A 17,643-nucleotide genomic window follows, 5' to 3' on the forward strand; every position below is an offset into this window, starting at 1 on the left:
CCCAGCTTCCCGAGCCCGTGAGGTCCTGATGTCGGAACAAGAAAAGCTCCTCGGCTACCTCCGGCGGGTCACGGCTGATCTGCATCAGACCCGCGGCCGCCTCCAGGAGATGGAGGCGGCGGCCCGCGAGCCGATCGCCATCGTCGGCATGAGCTGCCGCTTCCCCGGCGAGGTGCGCGGCCCCGAGGACTTCTGGGAGCTGCTGCACGAGGGCAGGGACGCCATCACGCCCTTCCCCGCCGACCGCGGCTGGGACACCGACTCCCTCTACGCCGCCGACCCCGACCGGCCGGGCACCACCTACGCCCGCGAAGGCGGCTTCCTCCACGACGCCGGCGACTTCGACGCCGACTTCTTCGGCATCTCCCCGCGCGAGGCGGCGGCCATGGACCCCCAGCAGCGCCTGCTGCTGGAGACGTCCTGGGAGGCCGTCGAGCGCGCGGGCATCGACCCGGCCTCCCTCAAGGGCAGCCGGTCCGGCGTCTTCGTCGGCGCCGTCGCCCCCGACTACGGGCCGCGCGTCCACGAAGCGCCCGACGGCGTCGAGGGCCACCTCGTGACCGGCAGCGCCATCAGCGTCGTCTCCGGTCGCGTCGCCTACACCCTGGGCCTGGAGGGCCCGGCGGTCACCGTCGACACCGCGTGCTCGTCCTCGCTCGTGGCCCTGCACCTGGCCGTGCAGGCCCTGCGCCAGGGCGAGTGCACGCTCGCCCTCGCGGGCGGCGTCACCGTCATGGCCACCCCCGGCACCTTCATCGGCTTCAGCCGCCAGCGCGGGCTCGCCCCCGACGGCCGCTGCAAGCCCTTCGCGGCCGCGGCGGACGGCTTCGGTCCCGCCGAGGGCGCCGGCATGCTCCTCCTGGAGCGCCTGTCCGACGCCCGCCGCAACGGACACCGCGTCCTCGCCGTCGTCCGCGGCACGGCCATCAACCAGGACGGCGCGAGCAGCGGCCTGTCCGCCCCCAACGGCCCCTCCCAGCAGCGCGTCATCCGCGCGGCCCTGGCCAACGCCGGGCTCACGGCCGCCCAGGTCGACGCCGTGGAGGCGCACGGCACCGGCACCAAGCTCGGCGACCCGATCGAGGCCCAGGCGCTGCTGGCGACGTACGGCCGCGAACACACCCGCGACAAGCCGCTGTTGCTCGGCTCCGTGAAGTCCAACATCGGACACACCCAGGCCGCCGCCGGTGTCGCGGGCATCATGAAGATGGTGCTGGCGATGCGGCACGGCGTCCTGCCGCGCACCCTGCACATCGACGCGCCGTCCCCCCACGTGGACTGGTCGGCCGACTCCGTCCGGCTGCTCACCGAGCCCACCGTCTGGTCCGAGGGCGAGGAACCCCGCCGGGCGGGCGTCTCCTCCTTCGGCATCAGCGGCACGAACGCCCACGCCATCATCGAGCAGGCACCGGCCCCGCAGACCGACGCCCCGGAGGCTGACGCCCCGCAGGCCGATGCTCCTGAGGCCGGCGACGAGACCACGGCCGGTCCGGCGGCGTCCGCCCTGCCGACGGTGCCGTGGGTGCTGTCGGCCAAGTCCGCGGCGGCGCTGCGCGCCCAGGCCGAACGACTCCTGGCGCACGCCGAGGCCCACCCCGAGGCACCCGCCACGGACACCGGCCTGTCCCTCGCCACCACGCGTACCGCTTTCGACCACCGCGCGGTCGTCCTGGCCGCCGACCGAGCGGCAGCCGTGCGGGAGCTGGAGGCGTACGCCGCGGGACGAGCCGCACAGGGCGTCGTCGAAGGCGTCGTCCGGCATGGCACCGGGGCCGCCTTCGTGTTCCCGGGGCAGGGGTCGCAGTGGGCCGGTATGGCTGCCGAACTGCTGGATTCCTCGCCGGTGTTCGCGGAGCGGATCGCGGAGTGCGGGGTCGCACTGGCGCCGTATGTGGATTGGTCGTTGACCGATCTGCTGCGTGGTGACGATGCTGCCTGGCTTGAGCAGGTCGATGTCGTACAGCCGGTTCTCTGGGCGGTGATGGTCTCGCTGGCGGAGGTGTGGCGTTCGACCGGTGTGGAGCCTGCTGCTGTCATCGGTCATTCGCAGGGTGAGATCGCGGCCGCGTGTGTTGCGGGTGCGTTGTCGCTGGAGGACGCGGCGAAGGTGGTGGCGCTGCGGAGCAAGGCTCTGCGTGCCCTGTCCGGCCGGGGCGGGATGGTCTCCGTCTCCCTGGACGTGGCGGCGGTCGAGGAACGGCTGTCGAAATGGCAGGGCCGGCTGGCCGTAGCGGCGATCAACGGCCCGGCCGTGGTGGTCGTCTCCGGTGACGCCGACGCCCTGGAGGAACTGCTCGCCGACTGCGAGGCGGACGGTGTTCGCGCCCGGCGGGTGGCGGTGGACTACGCCTCGCACTGCGCGCACGTGGAGGAGATCGAGGCCGCGCTGCTGCGCGATCTCGCGGGTATCTCCCCGCGACCGGCCTCCGTGCCGTTCTACTCGACGGTGACCGGGTCGGTGCTGGAGACCGACGCTCTGGACGCCGCCTACTGGTACCGCAACCTGCGCCAGACCGTCCGCTTCCAGGAAGCCGTCCAGGCCCTCCTGGACGACGGATTCCGGCTGTTCGTGGAATCGAGCGCCCACCCCGTCCTGGCCATGGGCGTGGAGCAGACCGCCGAAGCCCACAACACCGCCGTCACCGCCGTCGGTTCGCTGCGCCGCGACGAGGGCGGCCTGGACCGCTTCCTCACCTCCGCGGCCGAAGCCTTCGTCGGCGGTGCCTCCGTCGACTGGGCCGGGCTCTTCGACGGCACGGGAGCCGAGCACGTCGACCTGCCGACGTACGCCTTCCAGCACCAGCGCTACTGGCTGACCAGCGCGAAGGCGGGGCAGAACACCAAGGCAGCCGTCGGCGACGGTGCGGACGCGGTCTTCTGGGAAGCCGTCGAGCACGAGGACCGCGAGGCGCTGGCCGCCACGCTGCGTGTCGACTCGGCGGAGCAGCAGGAGTCGTTGGACGCCGTCCTGCCCGCGCTCGCGCAGTGGCGTCGGCAGCGGCGCTCCGAGTCGGCCGTGGACGCCTGGCGCTACCGTGTGGTGTGGCGCCCCGCCAGCGGCACGACGAAGCCCTCCCTGTCGGGCACATGGCTCGTCGTGGTGCCGGGCTCGCGCAGCGACGACCCGCTGGTGGCGGGCGTACAGCAGGCCCTCCGGTCCCACGGCGCCCACGTCGTGACCCTCGCGTCGGACGGGACGGACCGCGCCACGACCGCGGCGCGGCTGCGCGAGTTCACGACCGACGGCCTCTCCGGCGTCCTGTCGCTGCTCGCCCTCGACGAGACCCCGCACCCGGAGCACCCCTTCACCACGACCGGCCTCGTGGGAACCCTCACCCTCATCCAGGCGCTGGGCGACCTCGCGGCCCGGGTGCCGCTGTGGTGCGCCACGCGGGGAGCGGTGTCGACCGGTGACGGCGACCCGCTGATCAGCGCGGCGCAGGCGGCGGTGTGGGGCATGGGCCGGGTCGCCGGGGTGGAACACCCCGACACCTGGGGCGGTCTGGTCGACCTGCCGGAGCAGCTGGACGGGCGGGCCCGGACGCGGCTCGCCGGTGTGCTGGCCGGCGCCACCGTCGAGGACCAGGTGGCCATCCGCGGCTCCGGCGTCATGCTGCGCCGGCTGGAGCCGGCCCCGCTCGGCGAGGCCCGCCCCCTGCGCACCTGGAAGCCCCGCGGCACCGTTCTCATCACCGGCGGTACGGGTGCCCTCGGCACCCACCTGGCCCGGTGGCTGGCCCGCAACGGAGCCGAGCACCTCGTCCTGACCAGCCGTCGCGGACCCGCGGCGCCCGGCGCCGAGGCCCTCGTCGCCGAGCTGGCCGAGCAGGGCACCCGGGTCACGGTCACCGCCTGCGACGTCGCCGACCGCGACGCGCTGGCGCGCGTACTCGACGCCGTACCCGAGGACTGCCCCCTCACCGCCGTCATCCACGCCGCCGCCTACATCGACCTGGCCGGGCTGGCCCACACGACGACGGCGGACTTCGCCGACGTCATGCACGCGAAGACCGCGGGAGCGGCACACCTCGACGCCCTGCTGCGCGACACACCGCTCGACGCGTTCGTGCTCTTCTCGTCCGTCTCCGCCGTCTGGGGCGTCGGCGACCACGCCGCGTACGCCGCGGCCAACGCCTACCTGGACGCGCTCGCCCAGCAGCGGCGCGCGGACGGCCTGTCGGCGACCTCCGTGGCCTGGGGCGTGTGGGACGCGGTCGGCGACAACATCCCCGAGGGCCTGGACCTGGACCAACTGCGCCGCCGTGGGCTGCGCTTCATGGACCCGGACCTCGGCATCGCCGCGCTGCGACAGACGCTCGACCACGACCAGACGCACCTGGCGATCGCCGACATCGACTGGGAGAGCTTCATCCCCGTCTTCACCTCGGCCCGCCCCAGCCCCCTGCTCGAAGAACTGCCCGAGGCCCTCGGCATCGAGCGGCAGAGCGCCGACAGCACGCCCGGCACCTCGGACGCGGGCACCGACACGGCCTCGCAGCTGCGGCAGCGGCTCGCCGCGCTCACCCCCGGCGAGCGCGGCCACGCCGTCCTCGACCTCGTCCACGAGCAGGTGGCGGCCGTCCTCGGGCACGACTCCCAGGACGCGGTCGACTCCGAACGCGCCTTCAGGGACCTCGGCTTCGACTCGCTGACAGCGGTGGAGCTCCGCAACCGGCTGAACGCGGCGACGGGCCTGCGGCTGCCCGCCACCCTGGTCTTCGACTACCCCAGCAGCGCCGTGCTGAGCGACCACATCCAGGCGCAGCTCCTCGGGGCGCCGGCCGACACCGTGGTGGCCGGTGTGACCACGGAGGCCGCCCCCGCGGTGTCCGACGACGACCCCGTCGCGATCGTCGCGATGAGCTGCCGCTACCCGGGCGGCGTGACGTCGCCCGAGGGTCTGTGGCAGCTGATCATGTCCGACGGGGACGCCATCGGCGGCCTGCCCACCGACCGCGGCTGGGACCTCGACGGCATCTACGACCCGGACCCGGACGCCCCGGGCAAGACCTACGTGCGGGAAGGCGGATTCCTCTACGACGCAGGCGAGTTCGACCCCGCGTTCTTCGGGATCTCGCCGCGCGAGGCGGCGGCCATGGACCCGCAGCAGCGCCTGCTGCTGGAGACCTCCTGGGAGGCGCTCGAGCGCGCCGGCCTGCCCGCGCCGTCCCTGCGCGGCAGCCGGACCGGTGTCTTCATCGGCTCCAACTACCAGGAGTACGGCCCGCGCGTGCACGAGGCGCCGGAGGGCTCCGAGGGCCACCTGATGACCGGCAGCGCGGCGAGCGTCGTGTCCGGCCGCGTCGCCTACTCCTTCGGGTTCGAGGGCCCCGCGGTGACGGTGGACACCGCCTGCTCCTCCTCGCTGGTCGCCCTGCACCTGGCCGTGCAGTCGCTGCGCCAGGGCGAGTGCTCGCTGGCCCTCGCCGGCGGCGTCGCCGTCATGCCGAACCCCGGCGCGCTCATCGGCTTCAGCCGCCAGCGGGGCCTGGCCCTGGACGGCCGCTGCAAGGCCTTCGCGGCGGCCGCGGACGGCATGGGCCTCGCCGAGGGCATCGGCGTGCTGCTGCTGGAGCGCCTGTCGGACGCACGGCGCAACGGCCACCAGGTCCTGGCGGTGGTCCGCGGCTCCGCCGTCAACCAGGACGGCGCGAGCAACGGTCTGACGGCGCCGAACGGCCCGTCACAGCAGCGCGTCATCCGCGCGGCCCTGGCGAGCGCCGGGCTGTCGGCCGCCGAGGTCGACGCGGTCGAGGCACACGGTACGGGCACCAAGCTCGGCGACCCGATCGAGGCGCAGGCGCTGCTCGCGACGTACGGCCAGGAACGGCCCGAGGACAAGCCGCTGTTGCTGGGCTCGGTGAAGTCCAACATCGGTCATACGCAGGCTGCGGCCGGTGTTGCCGGCATCATGAAGATGGTGCTGGCGATGCGCCACGGCACCCTGCCGCGCACACTGCACGTCGACGAGCCCTCGCCGCACGTCGACTGGTCGGAGGGCGCCGTCGAACTGCTCACCGAGGCCGCGCCGTGGCCCGAGAGCGGTCGGGCGCGCCGGGCGGGTGTGTCGTCGTTCGGCATCAGCGGCACGAACGCGCACGTGATCCTGGAGCAGGTGCAGGAGGAGACCGCGGTCGTCGAGGAGGCCGGCCAGTTGCCGGTTCCGGTGCTGCCGTGGGTGGTGTCGGCCAGGTCCGAGGCGGCGTTGCGGGGTCAGGCTGAGCGGCTGCTGTCGTTGACGCGGGACGAGGCTGTCGCGCCGGTCGATGTGGCGTTTTCGCTGGCCACGACCCGTGCGGCGTTTGAGCACCGTGCGGTGGTGTTGGCCGGTGAGGCGCAGGCTTTCGCCGCTGGTTTGGGTGCGGTGGTCTCGGGTGAGCCTGCTGCTGGTGTGGTCCGTGGTGTGTCGGGCCCGGGGAAGCTGGCGTTGGTGTTCTCGGGGCAGGGCAGTCAGCGGGCTGGGATGGGGCGGGAGCTGTATGACGCCTTCCCTGTCTTCGCGGAAGCCTTCGACGAGGTGTGTGCGGCGTTCGAGTTGGAACGGCCGTTGCGTGAGGTCGTGTTCGAGGGGGGTGATGCTCTTGATGAGACGGTGTTCACGCAGTGTGGTCTGTTCGCGGTTGAGGTTGCTCTCTATCGGCTGGTTGCTTCGTGGGGTGTGAAGCCGGACTTCGTGGCCGGGCATTCCATCGGTGAGATCGCGGCTGCGTATGTGGCTGGTGTGTGGTCGTTGGCGGACGCGTGTGCGTTGGTGGCGGCGCGTGGTCGGTTGATGCAGGCGTTGCCGTCGGGTGGGGCGATGCTGGCGGTGGAGGCGGACGAGACGTCTGTCCGTACAGCGCTGACCTCCTCTGATGTGGACATCGCTGCCGTCAACGGGCCGTTGTCTGTGGTGGTTTCCGGTGCTGAGGCGTCGGTGGCGGAGCTGGAGGCAGTGTGGCGGAGTGAAGGTCGCCGGGTGCGGCGGCTGCGTGTCTCGCATGCGTTCCACTCCCCGTTGATGGAGCCGATGCTGGCCGACTTCCGCGAGGTGGTCGAGGGGCTGGCGTACGAGGCGCCGCGTATCCCGCTGGTCTCGAATGTGACCGGTGCGCTCGCGACGGCCGACGAAGTGTGTGACCCGGAGTATTGGGTGCGCCACGTCCGTGCGACCGTCCGTTTCGCCGATGGTGTGGCGTGTCTGGCGGACCAGGGAGTGACCACGAGCCTGGAGCTCGGCCCGGACGGTGTTCTGTCCGGCATGGGCCAGGACACCGCCCCGCAGGTGGCGTTCGCGTCCGCCCTGCGCAGGGACCGTGACGAGGCAGCTTCGCTGTTGGAGGCCCTGGCTCAGGTTTACGTCCAGGGTCACTCCGTGGACTGGGCCGCGCTGCTCGCCCCGGCGCGCCCGCGGCAGATCGCGCTTCCCACTTACGCCTTCCAGCGTGAGCACTACTGGCTGGAATCGACCGTGGAGTCCAGCGGCGACAACGCCGATGCCGGTTTCTGGGAAGCGGTGGAGCGTGGGGACGCCTCGGAGGTCGCGGGGCTGCTGGAGCTTTCCGCGGGTGACACGGCGGGTGAGTCGCTGGCGGCCGTGCTCCCGGCGCTGTCCGCCTGGCGCCGTCGCGATCGTGAGCGGTTGGCGGTGGACAGTTGGCGTTACCGGGTGACGTGGTCGCCGTTGGTTGAGCCGTCGGGGTTGCTGTCGGGTGAGTGGTTGGTGGTTGTTCCGGCTGGTCTGGCTGGTGATGCGTGGGTCGGGCGGTGTGTGGCCGGTCTGGCTGGTCGTGGTGCGCGGCCGGTGGTGCTGGAGGTGTCCGGTGCTGATCGTGCGGTGATTGCTGAGCGCCTTCGGTCGGAGTCCGGCTTCGCGGGTGTGGTGTCGTTGCTGGCACTGGCCGACGGCCGGGATGCGGTGTTCGGCTCGGTGCCGGTGGGTGTCGCGCTGACGCTGGCTCTTGTCCAGGCTCTTGGCGATGCCGAGGTGGCGGCTCCGTTGTGGTGTGTGACGCGGGGCGCGGTTGCTGTTACCTCCAGTGAGTGTGTGGTTGATCTGGATCAGGCGCAGTTGTGGGGTCTGGGTCGTGTGGCGGCGTTGGAGCTTGCCGGCCGCTGGGGTGGTCTGATCGACCTTCCGGAAACGCTCGACGAGCGTGCGGCGGGGCGTCTGGCTGGTGTGTTCCGGTCCGGTGAGGGTGAGGTCGCGGTCCGCTCTGCCGGGGTCTTCGGGCGTCGGGTCGTGCGCGCTTCTGCGAACGGTGCCGGGTCGTGGCGTGTGTCGGGGACGGTGCTGGTCACGGGTGGTACGGGTGGTCTGGGCCGGCATGTGGCGCGTTGGCTGGCGGGTGCGGGTGCGGAGCATCTGGTGCTGGTTTCGCGTCGTGGTCCGGCTGCTGAGGGTGTCGGGGAGTTGCAGGCTGAGCTTGCGGCCCTGGGTGCGCGGGTGTCGGTCGTGGCGTGTGATGTGGGTGATCGTGCGGCCCTGGCCGAGTTGCTGGCCGAGACGCCGTTGACGGCGGTGGTGCACACGGCCGGTGTTCTGGACGATGGTGTTCTCGACGGGCAGTCGGTTGCCCGGTTCGAGGATGTGCTGCGGGCGAAGGCTGAGGCGGCGCGTCATCTGCACGAGCTGACCCGGGATATGGACTTGTCGGCGTTCGTGTTGTTCTCGTCGTTCTCCGCGACGGTCGGTGGTGCCGGTCAGGCCAACTACGCTGCGGCGAATGCCTATCTGGACGCGTTGGCGGAGCTGCGGCGCGGTGAAGGTCTCCCCGCGACATCGATCGCCTGGGGACCCTGGGCCGACGACGGCATGGCCGTCGGCAGTGCCGAGGTCGGGCGTACCCTCCGCCGCACCGGCATGCTTCCCATGGATCCGCAGCTCGCGGTGACCGCTCTCGAACGGTCGCTCGCCGCGGACGACACCGCCGTCGCCCTCGTCGACGCCGACTGGAAGCGCTTCGTCGGCACCTTCGAGGCCCGGCAGCTGTCCCGCATGCTCAGCGGGATCCCCGAGGTCGGGCAGCTGACCGAGGCGGTCGAGGCCGACGCGGCACTCGACGACGGGGCGTCGGCACTGGTCACCCGCCTGCGCGGGCTGTCCGAGGCCGAGCAGCACCGCGTCCTGCTGGAGCTCGTACGGGCACATGTCGCCGCCGTACTCGGATTCGCGGGGGCCGAGGCGATCACCCCGGGCCGTGCGTTCATGGAGATCGGCTTCGACTCCCTGACCGCGGTGAACCTGCGCAACAGGCTCACCGAGGCCACCGAGACGCAGCTCTCGGCCACGCTGGTATTCGACTACCCCACCCCGGCCGCGCTGGCCGACCACCTGCTCACCGAACTGCTCGGCTCGCGTGACAACGAGCCCGCCCCGTCGCTCCCGGCGACGGTGGCGGCGGACGACGAGCCCATGGCGATCGTGGCGATGAGCTGCCGGTTCCCCGGCGGCGTGGGCTCCGCGGACGAGCTGTGGAACCTGCTCGCCGACGGCGGGGACGCCGTCTCGCCCTTCCCGACGGACCGCGGCTGGGATCTGGAAGGGCTGTACGACGCCGACCCCGACGCGCTCGGGAAGAGCTACGTCCGCGAGGGCGCCTTCCTCGGCGAAGTGAGCGGATTCGACGCCGACTTCTTCGGCATCTCGCCCCGCGAGGCACTGGCCATGGACCCGCAGCAGCGGCTGCTGCTGGAGACCGCCTGGGAACTCTGGGAGCGGGCCGGCGTCGACCCCGCGGCGGTGCGCGGCAGCCGTACCGGCGTCTTCATCGGCACGAACGGCCAGGAATACGTCTCCCTCGCCGACAAGGCACCCGAAGTGGCCGAGGGCTATGTCGCCACCGGCAACGCGGCCAGCGTCGTCTCGGGACGCATCTCCTACACCTTCGGCCTGGAGGGCCCGGCGGTCACCGTCGACACCGCGTGCTCCTCCTCGCTGGTCGCCCTGCACCTCGCGGCGCAGGCCCTGCGGCAGGGCGAGTGCACGCTCGCGATCGTGGGCGGTGTCTCGCTCATGGTGTCGCCGCGTGGCTTCGTGGAGTTCAGCCGCCAGCGCGGCCTGGCCCCCGACGGCCGCTGCAAGCCCTTCGCGGCGGCGGCCGACGGCACGGGCTGGGGCGAGGGCGTCGGTCTGCTGCTGGTGGAGCGGCTGTCGGAGGCCCAGCGCAACGGTCACCAGGTGCTGGCGGTCGTGCGCGGTTCCGCCGTCAATCAGGACGGCGCGAGCAACGGTCTGACGGCGCCGAACGGCCCGTCCCAGCAGCGCGTCATCCGGGCCGCGCTGGCGAGTGCCGGGCTCACGGCCGGTGAGGTCGACGCGGTCGAGGCGCACGGTACGGGCACCAAGCTCGGCGACCCGATCGAGGCGCAGGCGCTGCTGGCGACGTACGGCCAGGAGCGCTCGGGCGAGCAGCCGTTGTGGCTGGGCTCGATCAAGTCGAACATCGGGCACACGCAGGCCGCGGCCGGTGTCGCGGGCATCATGAAGATGGTGCTCGCGATGCGGCACGGCATGCTGCCCGAGATGCCGCACGTCGACGAGCCCACACCCCATGTCGACTGGTCGTCCGGCACGGTTCGTCTGCTGACCGACCAGACGCCGTGGCCCGAGACCGGCCGACCGCGCCGGGCAGGTGTGTCGTCCTTCGGCGTCAGCGGTACGAACGCGCACGTGATCCTTGAGCAGGCACCCGCGGCGGTGGCCGAGGAACAGCCGGCTCAGGTCGAGCTGCCGGTGGTGCCATGGGTGGTGTCCGCCAAGTCGGAGGACGCGCTGCGGGAACAGGCGCAGCGCCTGCTCACACACGTCGGGGAGCTGTCGCCTCTCGACGTGGGCTTCTCGCTCGCGACCGCTCGCGGTGTGTTCGAGCACCGGGCCGTGGTCCTGACCGGAGGCCGGGACGGTCTGAGCGCTCTGGCGGACGGGCGCGACGCGCCCGGCGTGGTGCGGGGCCGTGCCGCGGAGTCGGATGGCCGCGCGGCGTTCGTGTTCCCGGGGCAGGGGTCGCAGTGGGTTGGCATGGCTGCCGAACTGCTGGACTCCTCGCCGGTGTTCGCGGAGCGGATCGCGGAGTGTGCGGCGGCGTTGGCGCCGTATGTGGATTGGTCGTTGACCGATCTGCTGCGTGGTGACGATGACGCCTGGCTTGAGCAGGTCGATGTGGTGCAGCCGGTGCTGTGGGCTGTGATGGTCTCGCTGGCCGAGGTGTGGCGTTCGACCGGTGTGGAGCCCGCTGCTGTCATCGGTCATTCGCAGGGTGAGATCGCGGCCGCGTGTGTTGCGGGTGCGTTGTCGCTGGAGGACGCGGCGAAGGTGGTGGCGCTGCGGAGCAAGGCTCTGCGGGCCCTGTCCGGCCGTGGCGGGATGGTATCCGTCTCCCTGGATGTGAAGGCAGTCGAGGAACGGCTGAACAGCCGTCTCGCGGTGGCGGCGGTCAACGGCCCGGCCACGGTGGTTGTTTCCGGCGATGTCGACGCCCTTGATGAATTCCTCGCCGGCTGCGAGGCGGACGGTGTCCGTGCGCGTCGTATCGCGGTGGATTACGCCTCGCACTGCGCACACGTGGAGGAAATAGAGAGCGCGCTGCAGCGCGCTCTCGCGGGTATCTCCCCGCGACCGGCCTCCGTGCCGTTCTATTCGACGGTGACGGGCGGCGTGCTGGAGACCGACACACTCGATGCCGCCTACTGGTACCGCAACCTGCGTCAGACGGTCCGCTTCCAGGAAGCCGTCCAGGCTCTTCTGGACGATGGATTCCGCCTGTTCGTGGAGTCCAGTGCCCATCCGGTGCTGACCATGGGTGTGGAGCAGACCGCCGAGGCTCACGACATCACCGCCGTGGGTTCCCTGCGTCGCGACGAGGGCGGCCTCGACCGTTTCCTTGCCTCCGTCGCCGAAGCCTTCGTCGGCGGGGCAACCGTCGACTGGGCGGCCCTCTTCGACGGCACGGGCGCCCGCCGCGTCGACCTCCCCACCTACGCCTTCCAGCACCAGCGCTACTGGATCGAACCCTCCGTAGCGGCGCAGGGTGACGTGACGTCGGCCGGACTGACCGCCGCGGACCACCCCTTCCTGGGCGCCGCGGTCATGCTGCCGGAGTCGGACGGGTATCTGTTCACGGGTCGGCTGTCGACGGGAGCGCATTCCTGGCTGGCCGACCACGCTCTCTTCGGCACACCGCTGCTGCCGGGGTCCGCCTTCGTGGAGTTGGCGCTGCGGGCCGGGGACGCGGTCGGGTGCGACCGTGTCGAGGAGCTCACGCAGGAGGCCCCGCTGACGCTCCCCGAGAGCGGGGCGGTTCAGCTCCAGCTGGCTGTCGGCGGGCCGGACGACTCCGGCCGTCGTACGGTGAGCGTCTACTCGCGCTTCGAGGACGGAGCGGCAGACACCGCCTGGACCCGGCACGCCACCGGTGTCCTCACGCCGGGCGCCCCGGTGCCCGCGGAAGCGGCCGGTCTCGGACAGTGGCCCCCGGCGGGCGCCGAGCCGGTCGACCTCGCGGGGCGGTACGAGGAGCGGCCCGACGGCCTGGCCTACGGCCCCGCCTTCCAGGGCCTGCGGCAGGCGTGGCGCAGGGGCGAGGAGATCTTCGCCGAGGTGGCGCTGCCGGAGGAGCGGCACGCGGACGCCGACCGGTTCGTCGTGCACCCGGCGCTCCTCGACGCCGTCCTGCACGCCGTGGACGGCCGGCCGGACGCCGACGACCGTACGGCCGTGCTCCCGCACGCGTGGAGCGGAGTGACCCTCTACGCCACCGGTGCGACCACGTTGCGCGCGCGGCTCACTCCCGGGTCGGACGGCCTGTCGGTGCTGCTCGCCGACGAGGCCGGCCGGCCGGTGGCCGCTGTCGACGCGGTGACCACCCGTACGGTCACGCCGGACGACATCACCGTCGGGCAGGTGCCGCACGAGTCGCTGTTCCGGGTGGAGTGGCGGCCCCTCCGAGCCGGTTCGGGGGAGCAGGACGCCCGTTGGACGGTCGTCGGTCCCGACGCGGACGGGCTCCATGCGCTGCTCGGCCAGGACGCCGGCCGGGCCGATGTGTACGCCGGCCTGCGTGACGTACCGGACGGCGCGGCCCCGGAGCTCGTACTCCTGCCGTTCCTCACCGGCTCCCCTTCCGGGACCGGCGCGCGTGACGATCTCGCGGGTGCGGCACACCTGGTGGCGCACCGCGCGCTGGAGGCTCTTCAGGGGTGGCTGGCCGACGAGCGGTTCGCCGGCTCGCGGCTGGCCGTCGTGACCCGGGGCGCGGTGGCGACCGAGCCCGGACAGGACGTCGCCGACCTGGCCGCCGCCGCCGTGTGGGGCCTCGTCCGGTCGGCGCAGGCGGAACACCCCGACCGCTTCGTCCTGCTCGACCTGGACGAGGGCACGGACGGCACGCACAGCGCCCTCACGGCCGTGCTCGCCACCGACGAACCGCAGATCGCCGTACGGGCGGGCCGGACGTACGTCCCGCGCCTGATGAGGGCGACGGTCCCGGCTACCCACGACGCCCCGACCGGCCCGGACGCCGCCTGGGACACCGACGGCTCCGTGCTGATCACCGGCGCGAGCGGCGTCCTGGGACGCCTCGTGGCGCGGCACCTGGTGACCGAACACGGCGTCCGCTGCGTGGTCCTGGTCTCCCGCCGGGGCCGGGACATACCGGGAGCCGCCGAACTCGAGCGGGAACTCACCGCGGCGGGCGCCCGTGTGATCTTCGAGGCGTGCGACGTGGCGGACCGCGAGGCGCTGGCCGCCCTGCTGGCACGGATTCCCGCGGAGCATCCGCTGCGCGGCGTGGTGCACGCGGCCGGTGTGCTGGACGACGGCATGGTCGAGTCGCTGACGCCGGACCGGCTGGACGCGGTGCTGCGCCCCAAGGTCGACGCCGCCGTGCATCTGCACGAGCTGACCGAAGACCTGCCCTTGTCGTCCTTCGTGCTGTTCTCGTCGGCGGCCGCCACCTTCGGGGCCGCCGGCCAGGGCAACTACGCGGCGGCCAACATGTTCCTGGACGCCCTGGCGGCGCGCCGCCGGGCCCACGGCCTCGCCGGTGTGTCGCTGGCGTGGGGCTTCTGGGCCGAGCGCAGTGACATGACCGGTCACCTGGGCGAGGTCGACATGGCCCGCATGGCGCGGTTCGGCATGACGCCGCTGCCCGCCGACGAGGGGCTGGCGCTGTTCGACGCGGCACGGACGACGGGGGAGTTCCTCCTCGTGCCGACGCGCATGGACGTGGGGGTGCTGCGCGCACACGCACGGCCCGGCACCGTGCCCACGATCCTCCGGCACCTCGTCGGGGCCCCGGCCCGCCGGGTCGTCACCGCTGCCGACGACAGCGGAACCCCCGCCCTGGTGCGGCGCCTCACCGGCCTCGCGCCGGCGGAGCGGGAAGGCGTCCTGCTGGAGCTGGTGACCGACAACGTGGCGGCCGTGCTCGGTCACACGGGTGCGGAAGCGGTCGCTGTGGGGCGGGCGTTCAAGGAGATCGGATTCGACTCGCTCACCGCGGTCGAACTCCGCAACCGCCTCAACGCCGCGACCGGCCTCCGGCTCTCGGCCACGCTGGTCTTCGACTACCCGACCCCGGCCGCGGTCGCCCGCCACATCCTCGGCGAGGTGATGGGCCCGGAGCAGGCCGAGGACGATCAGCGGCCGGTGGCCCTCCCGGACCGGCAGGCGACCACGGCACGGACCGGCTCCGACGACGACGCGATCGCTATCATCGGCATGGGCTGCCGCTTCCCGGGCGGCGTCCGCACGCCCGAGGAGCTGTGGCAGCTCCTCGTCAACGACGGGGACGCCGTGTCCGGCCTGCCCACCGACCGCGGCTGGGACCTCGACGGGCTCTACCACCCGGACCCCGACCACAAGGGCACCGCGTATGCGCGGGAGGGCGGATTCCTCTACGAAGCAGGCGAGTTCGACCCGGGCTTCTTCGGGATCTCGCCGCGTGAGGCACTGGCGATGGACCCGCAGCAGCGGCTGCTGCTGGAGACGTCATGGGAGGCGCTGGAGCGGGCCGGGATCGACCCGGTGTCCGTGCACGGCAGCCAGACCGGCGTGTTCTGCGGTCTGACCTACCACGACTACGGCGACGCGGTGCAGCAGGCAGGGGAAGCCTCCGAGGGCTACCTGATGACCGGCAACGCGGGCAGCGTCGCCTCCGGCCGCATCTCGTACACCTTCGGTTTCGAGGGCCCCGCGGTCACCATCGACACCGCCTGCTCGTCGTCCCTGGTGGCCCTCCACTGGGCGGCACAGGCGCTGCGACAGGGCGAGTGCTCGCTCGCCCTGGCGGGCGGCGCCACGGTGATGGCCAGCCCGGTCGCCTTCGTCGAGTTCAGCCGCCAGCGTGGCCTGGCCCCCGACGGCCGCTGCAAGCCGTTCGCGGCCGCGGCCGACGGCACCGGCTGGGCGGAGGGCGTCGGCATGCTCCTGCTGGAGCGCCTGTCCGACGCGCGGCGCAACGGCCACCAGATCCTTGCCGTGGTCCGCGGCTCCGCACTGAACCAGGACGGCGCGAGCAACGGCCTGTCCGCGCCGAACGGTCCGTCGCAGCAGCGGGTCATCCGGGCGGCGTTGGCGAGTGCGGGGTTGTCGGCCGCTGAGGTGGATGCGGTGGAGGCGCATGGTACGGGCACGAAGTTGGGTGACCCGATCGAGGCGCAGGCGCTGCTGGCCACGTACGGCCAGGACCGGCCCGAGGACGAGCCGTTGTGGCTCGGTTCGATCAAGTCGAACATCGGTCATACACAGGCCGCCGCCGGTGTTGCCGGGATCATGAAGATGGTGCTGGCGATGCGCCACGGTGTGCTGCCGCGGTCGCTGCATGTGGACGAGCCGTCTTCGCATGTGGACTGGTCCGCGGGTGCGGTGGAGCTGCTGACCGAGGCCGTGCCGTGGCCGGAGAGCGGTCGTCCTCGCCGGGCGGGTGTGTCGTCGTTCGGCATCAGCGGGACGAACGCGCACGTGATCCTGGAGCAGGCGCCGGAGACAGACGCTCCGGCTGCTGCTCCGGCAGACGACTCGTTGCCTGTGGTGCCGTGGGTGGTGTCGGCGAAGTCCGAGGCGGCGTTGCGGGGTCAGGCGGAGCGGCTGCTGTCGCTGACGCGGGACGAAGCTGTTGCTCCTGTCGATGTGGCGTTCTCGCTGGCCACGACCCGTTCGGTGTTCGAGCACCGTGCGGTGGTGCTGGCTGAGGACCGGTCCGGCTTCGGGGCCGGGCTGGGTGCGGTGGTCTCGGGTGAGCCTGCTGCTGGTGTGGTCCGTGGTGTGTCGGGCCCGGGGAAGCTGGCGTTGGTGTTCTCGGGGCAGGGCAGTCAGCGGGTCGGGATGGGGCGGGAGCTGTATGACGCCTTCCCTGTCTTTGCTGAGGCTTTTGATGAGGTGTGTGCGGCGTTCGCGTTGGAACGGCCGTTGCGTGAGGTCGTGTTCGAGGGTGGTGATGCTCTTGACGAGACGGTGTTCACGCAGTGCGGCCTGTTCGCGGTGGAGGTCGCTCTCTATCGGCTGGTTGCTTCGTGGGGTGTGAAGCCGGACTTCGTGGCCGGGCATTCCATCGGCGAGATCGCGGCCGCCTATGTGGCTGGTGTGTGGTCGCTGGCGGACGCGTGTGCGTTGGTTGCGGCGCGTGGGCGCCTGATGCAGGCGCTGCCGTCGGGTGGGGCGATGCTGGCCGTGGAGGCGGACGAGACGACCGTCCGTACAGCGCTGACCGACTCCACCGATGTGGACATTGCCGCTGTCAACGGGCCGTCATCGGTGGTGGTTTCGGGTGCTGAGGCGTCGGTGGCGGAGCTGGAAGCGGCCTGGCGGAGTGAGGGTCGTCGTGTGCGGCGGCTGCGTGTCTCGCACGCGTTCCACTCCCCGCTGATGGACCCGATGCTGGCCGACTTCCGTAAGACGGTCGAGGGGTTGTCGTACGAGGCGCCGCGTATCCCGCTGGTCTCCAACCTCACCGGCGCTCTCGCTACCGCTGAGGAGCTGTGTGACCCCGACTACTGGGTGCGCCACGTCCGTGCGACCGTCCGCTTCGCCGACGGCGTCGCATGCCTGGCGGACCAGGGCGTGACGACCTACCTGGAGCTCGGGCCCGATCAGGTTCTGTCCACCATGGGTGAGCAGTGCCTGTCCGAAGAGGTCGCCGCCACAAGCATGTTCGTACCGGCGCTGCGTGCGCAGGGTGACGAGGTCGAGAGCGTGCTCACCATGGCGGGCTCGGCTCATGTCCGGGGCGTGGCCGTCGATTGGGCGGCGGTCCTGGGCGGACGCGTCGGTCGGCCGGCGCGTCCGGTCGAACTGCCGACGTACGCCTTCCAGCGGGAGCGCTACTGGGTACAGGTGCCCGATGCCGAGACCCGGGGCGACGCCCTGGAAACGGCCGATGCCGGTTTCTGGGAAGCGGTGGAGCGTGGGGACGCCTCGGAGGTCGCGGGGCTGCTGGAGCTTTCCGCGGGTGACACGGCGGGTGAGTCGCTGGCGGCCGTGCTCCCGGTGCTGTCTGCCTGGCGCCGTCGTGATCGTGAGCGGTTGGCGGTGGACAGTTGGCGGTACCGGGTGACCTGGTCGCCCTTCGCCGAGCCGTCGGGGTTGCTGTCGGGTGAGTGGTTGGTGGTTGTTCCGGCTGGTCTGGCTGGTGATGCGTGGGTCGGGCGGTGTGTGGCTGCTCTGGC

Annotated in this window: 1 protein-coding gene; it reads left to right on the forward strand. The window is 72.2% G+C overall.

The genetic code is table 11. The annotated features are described in order from the left end of the window. Positions 1–28: 28 nt before the first annotated feature. Positions 29–17,643: type I polyketide synthase (locus ACZ4A5_RS29450; protein ID WP_467590790.1), on the forward strand; the 17,615-nt coding region annotated here is incomplete at its 3' end.

Source organism: Streptomyces sp. NPDC025618 (assembly GCF_055558795.1).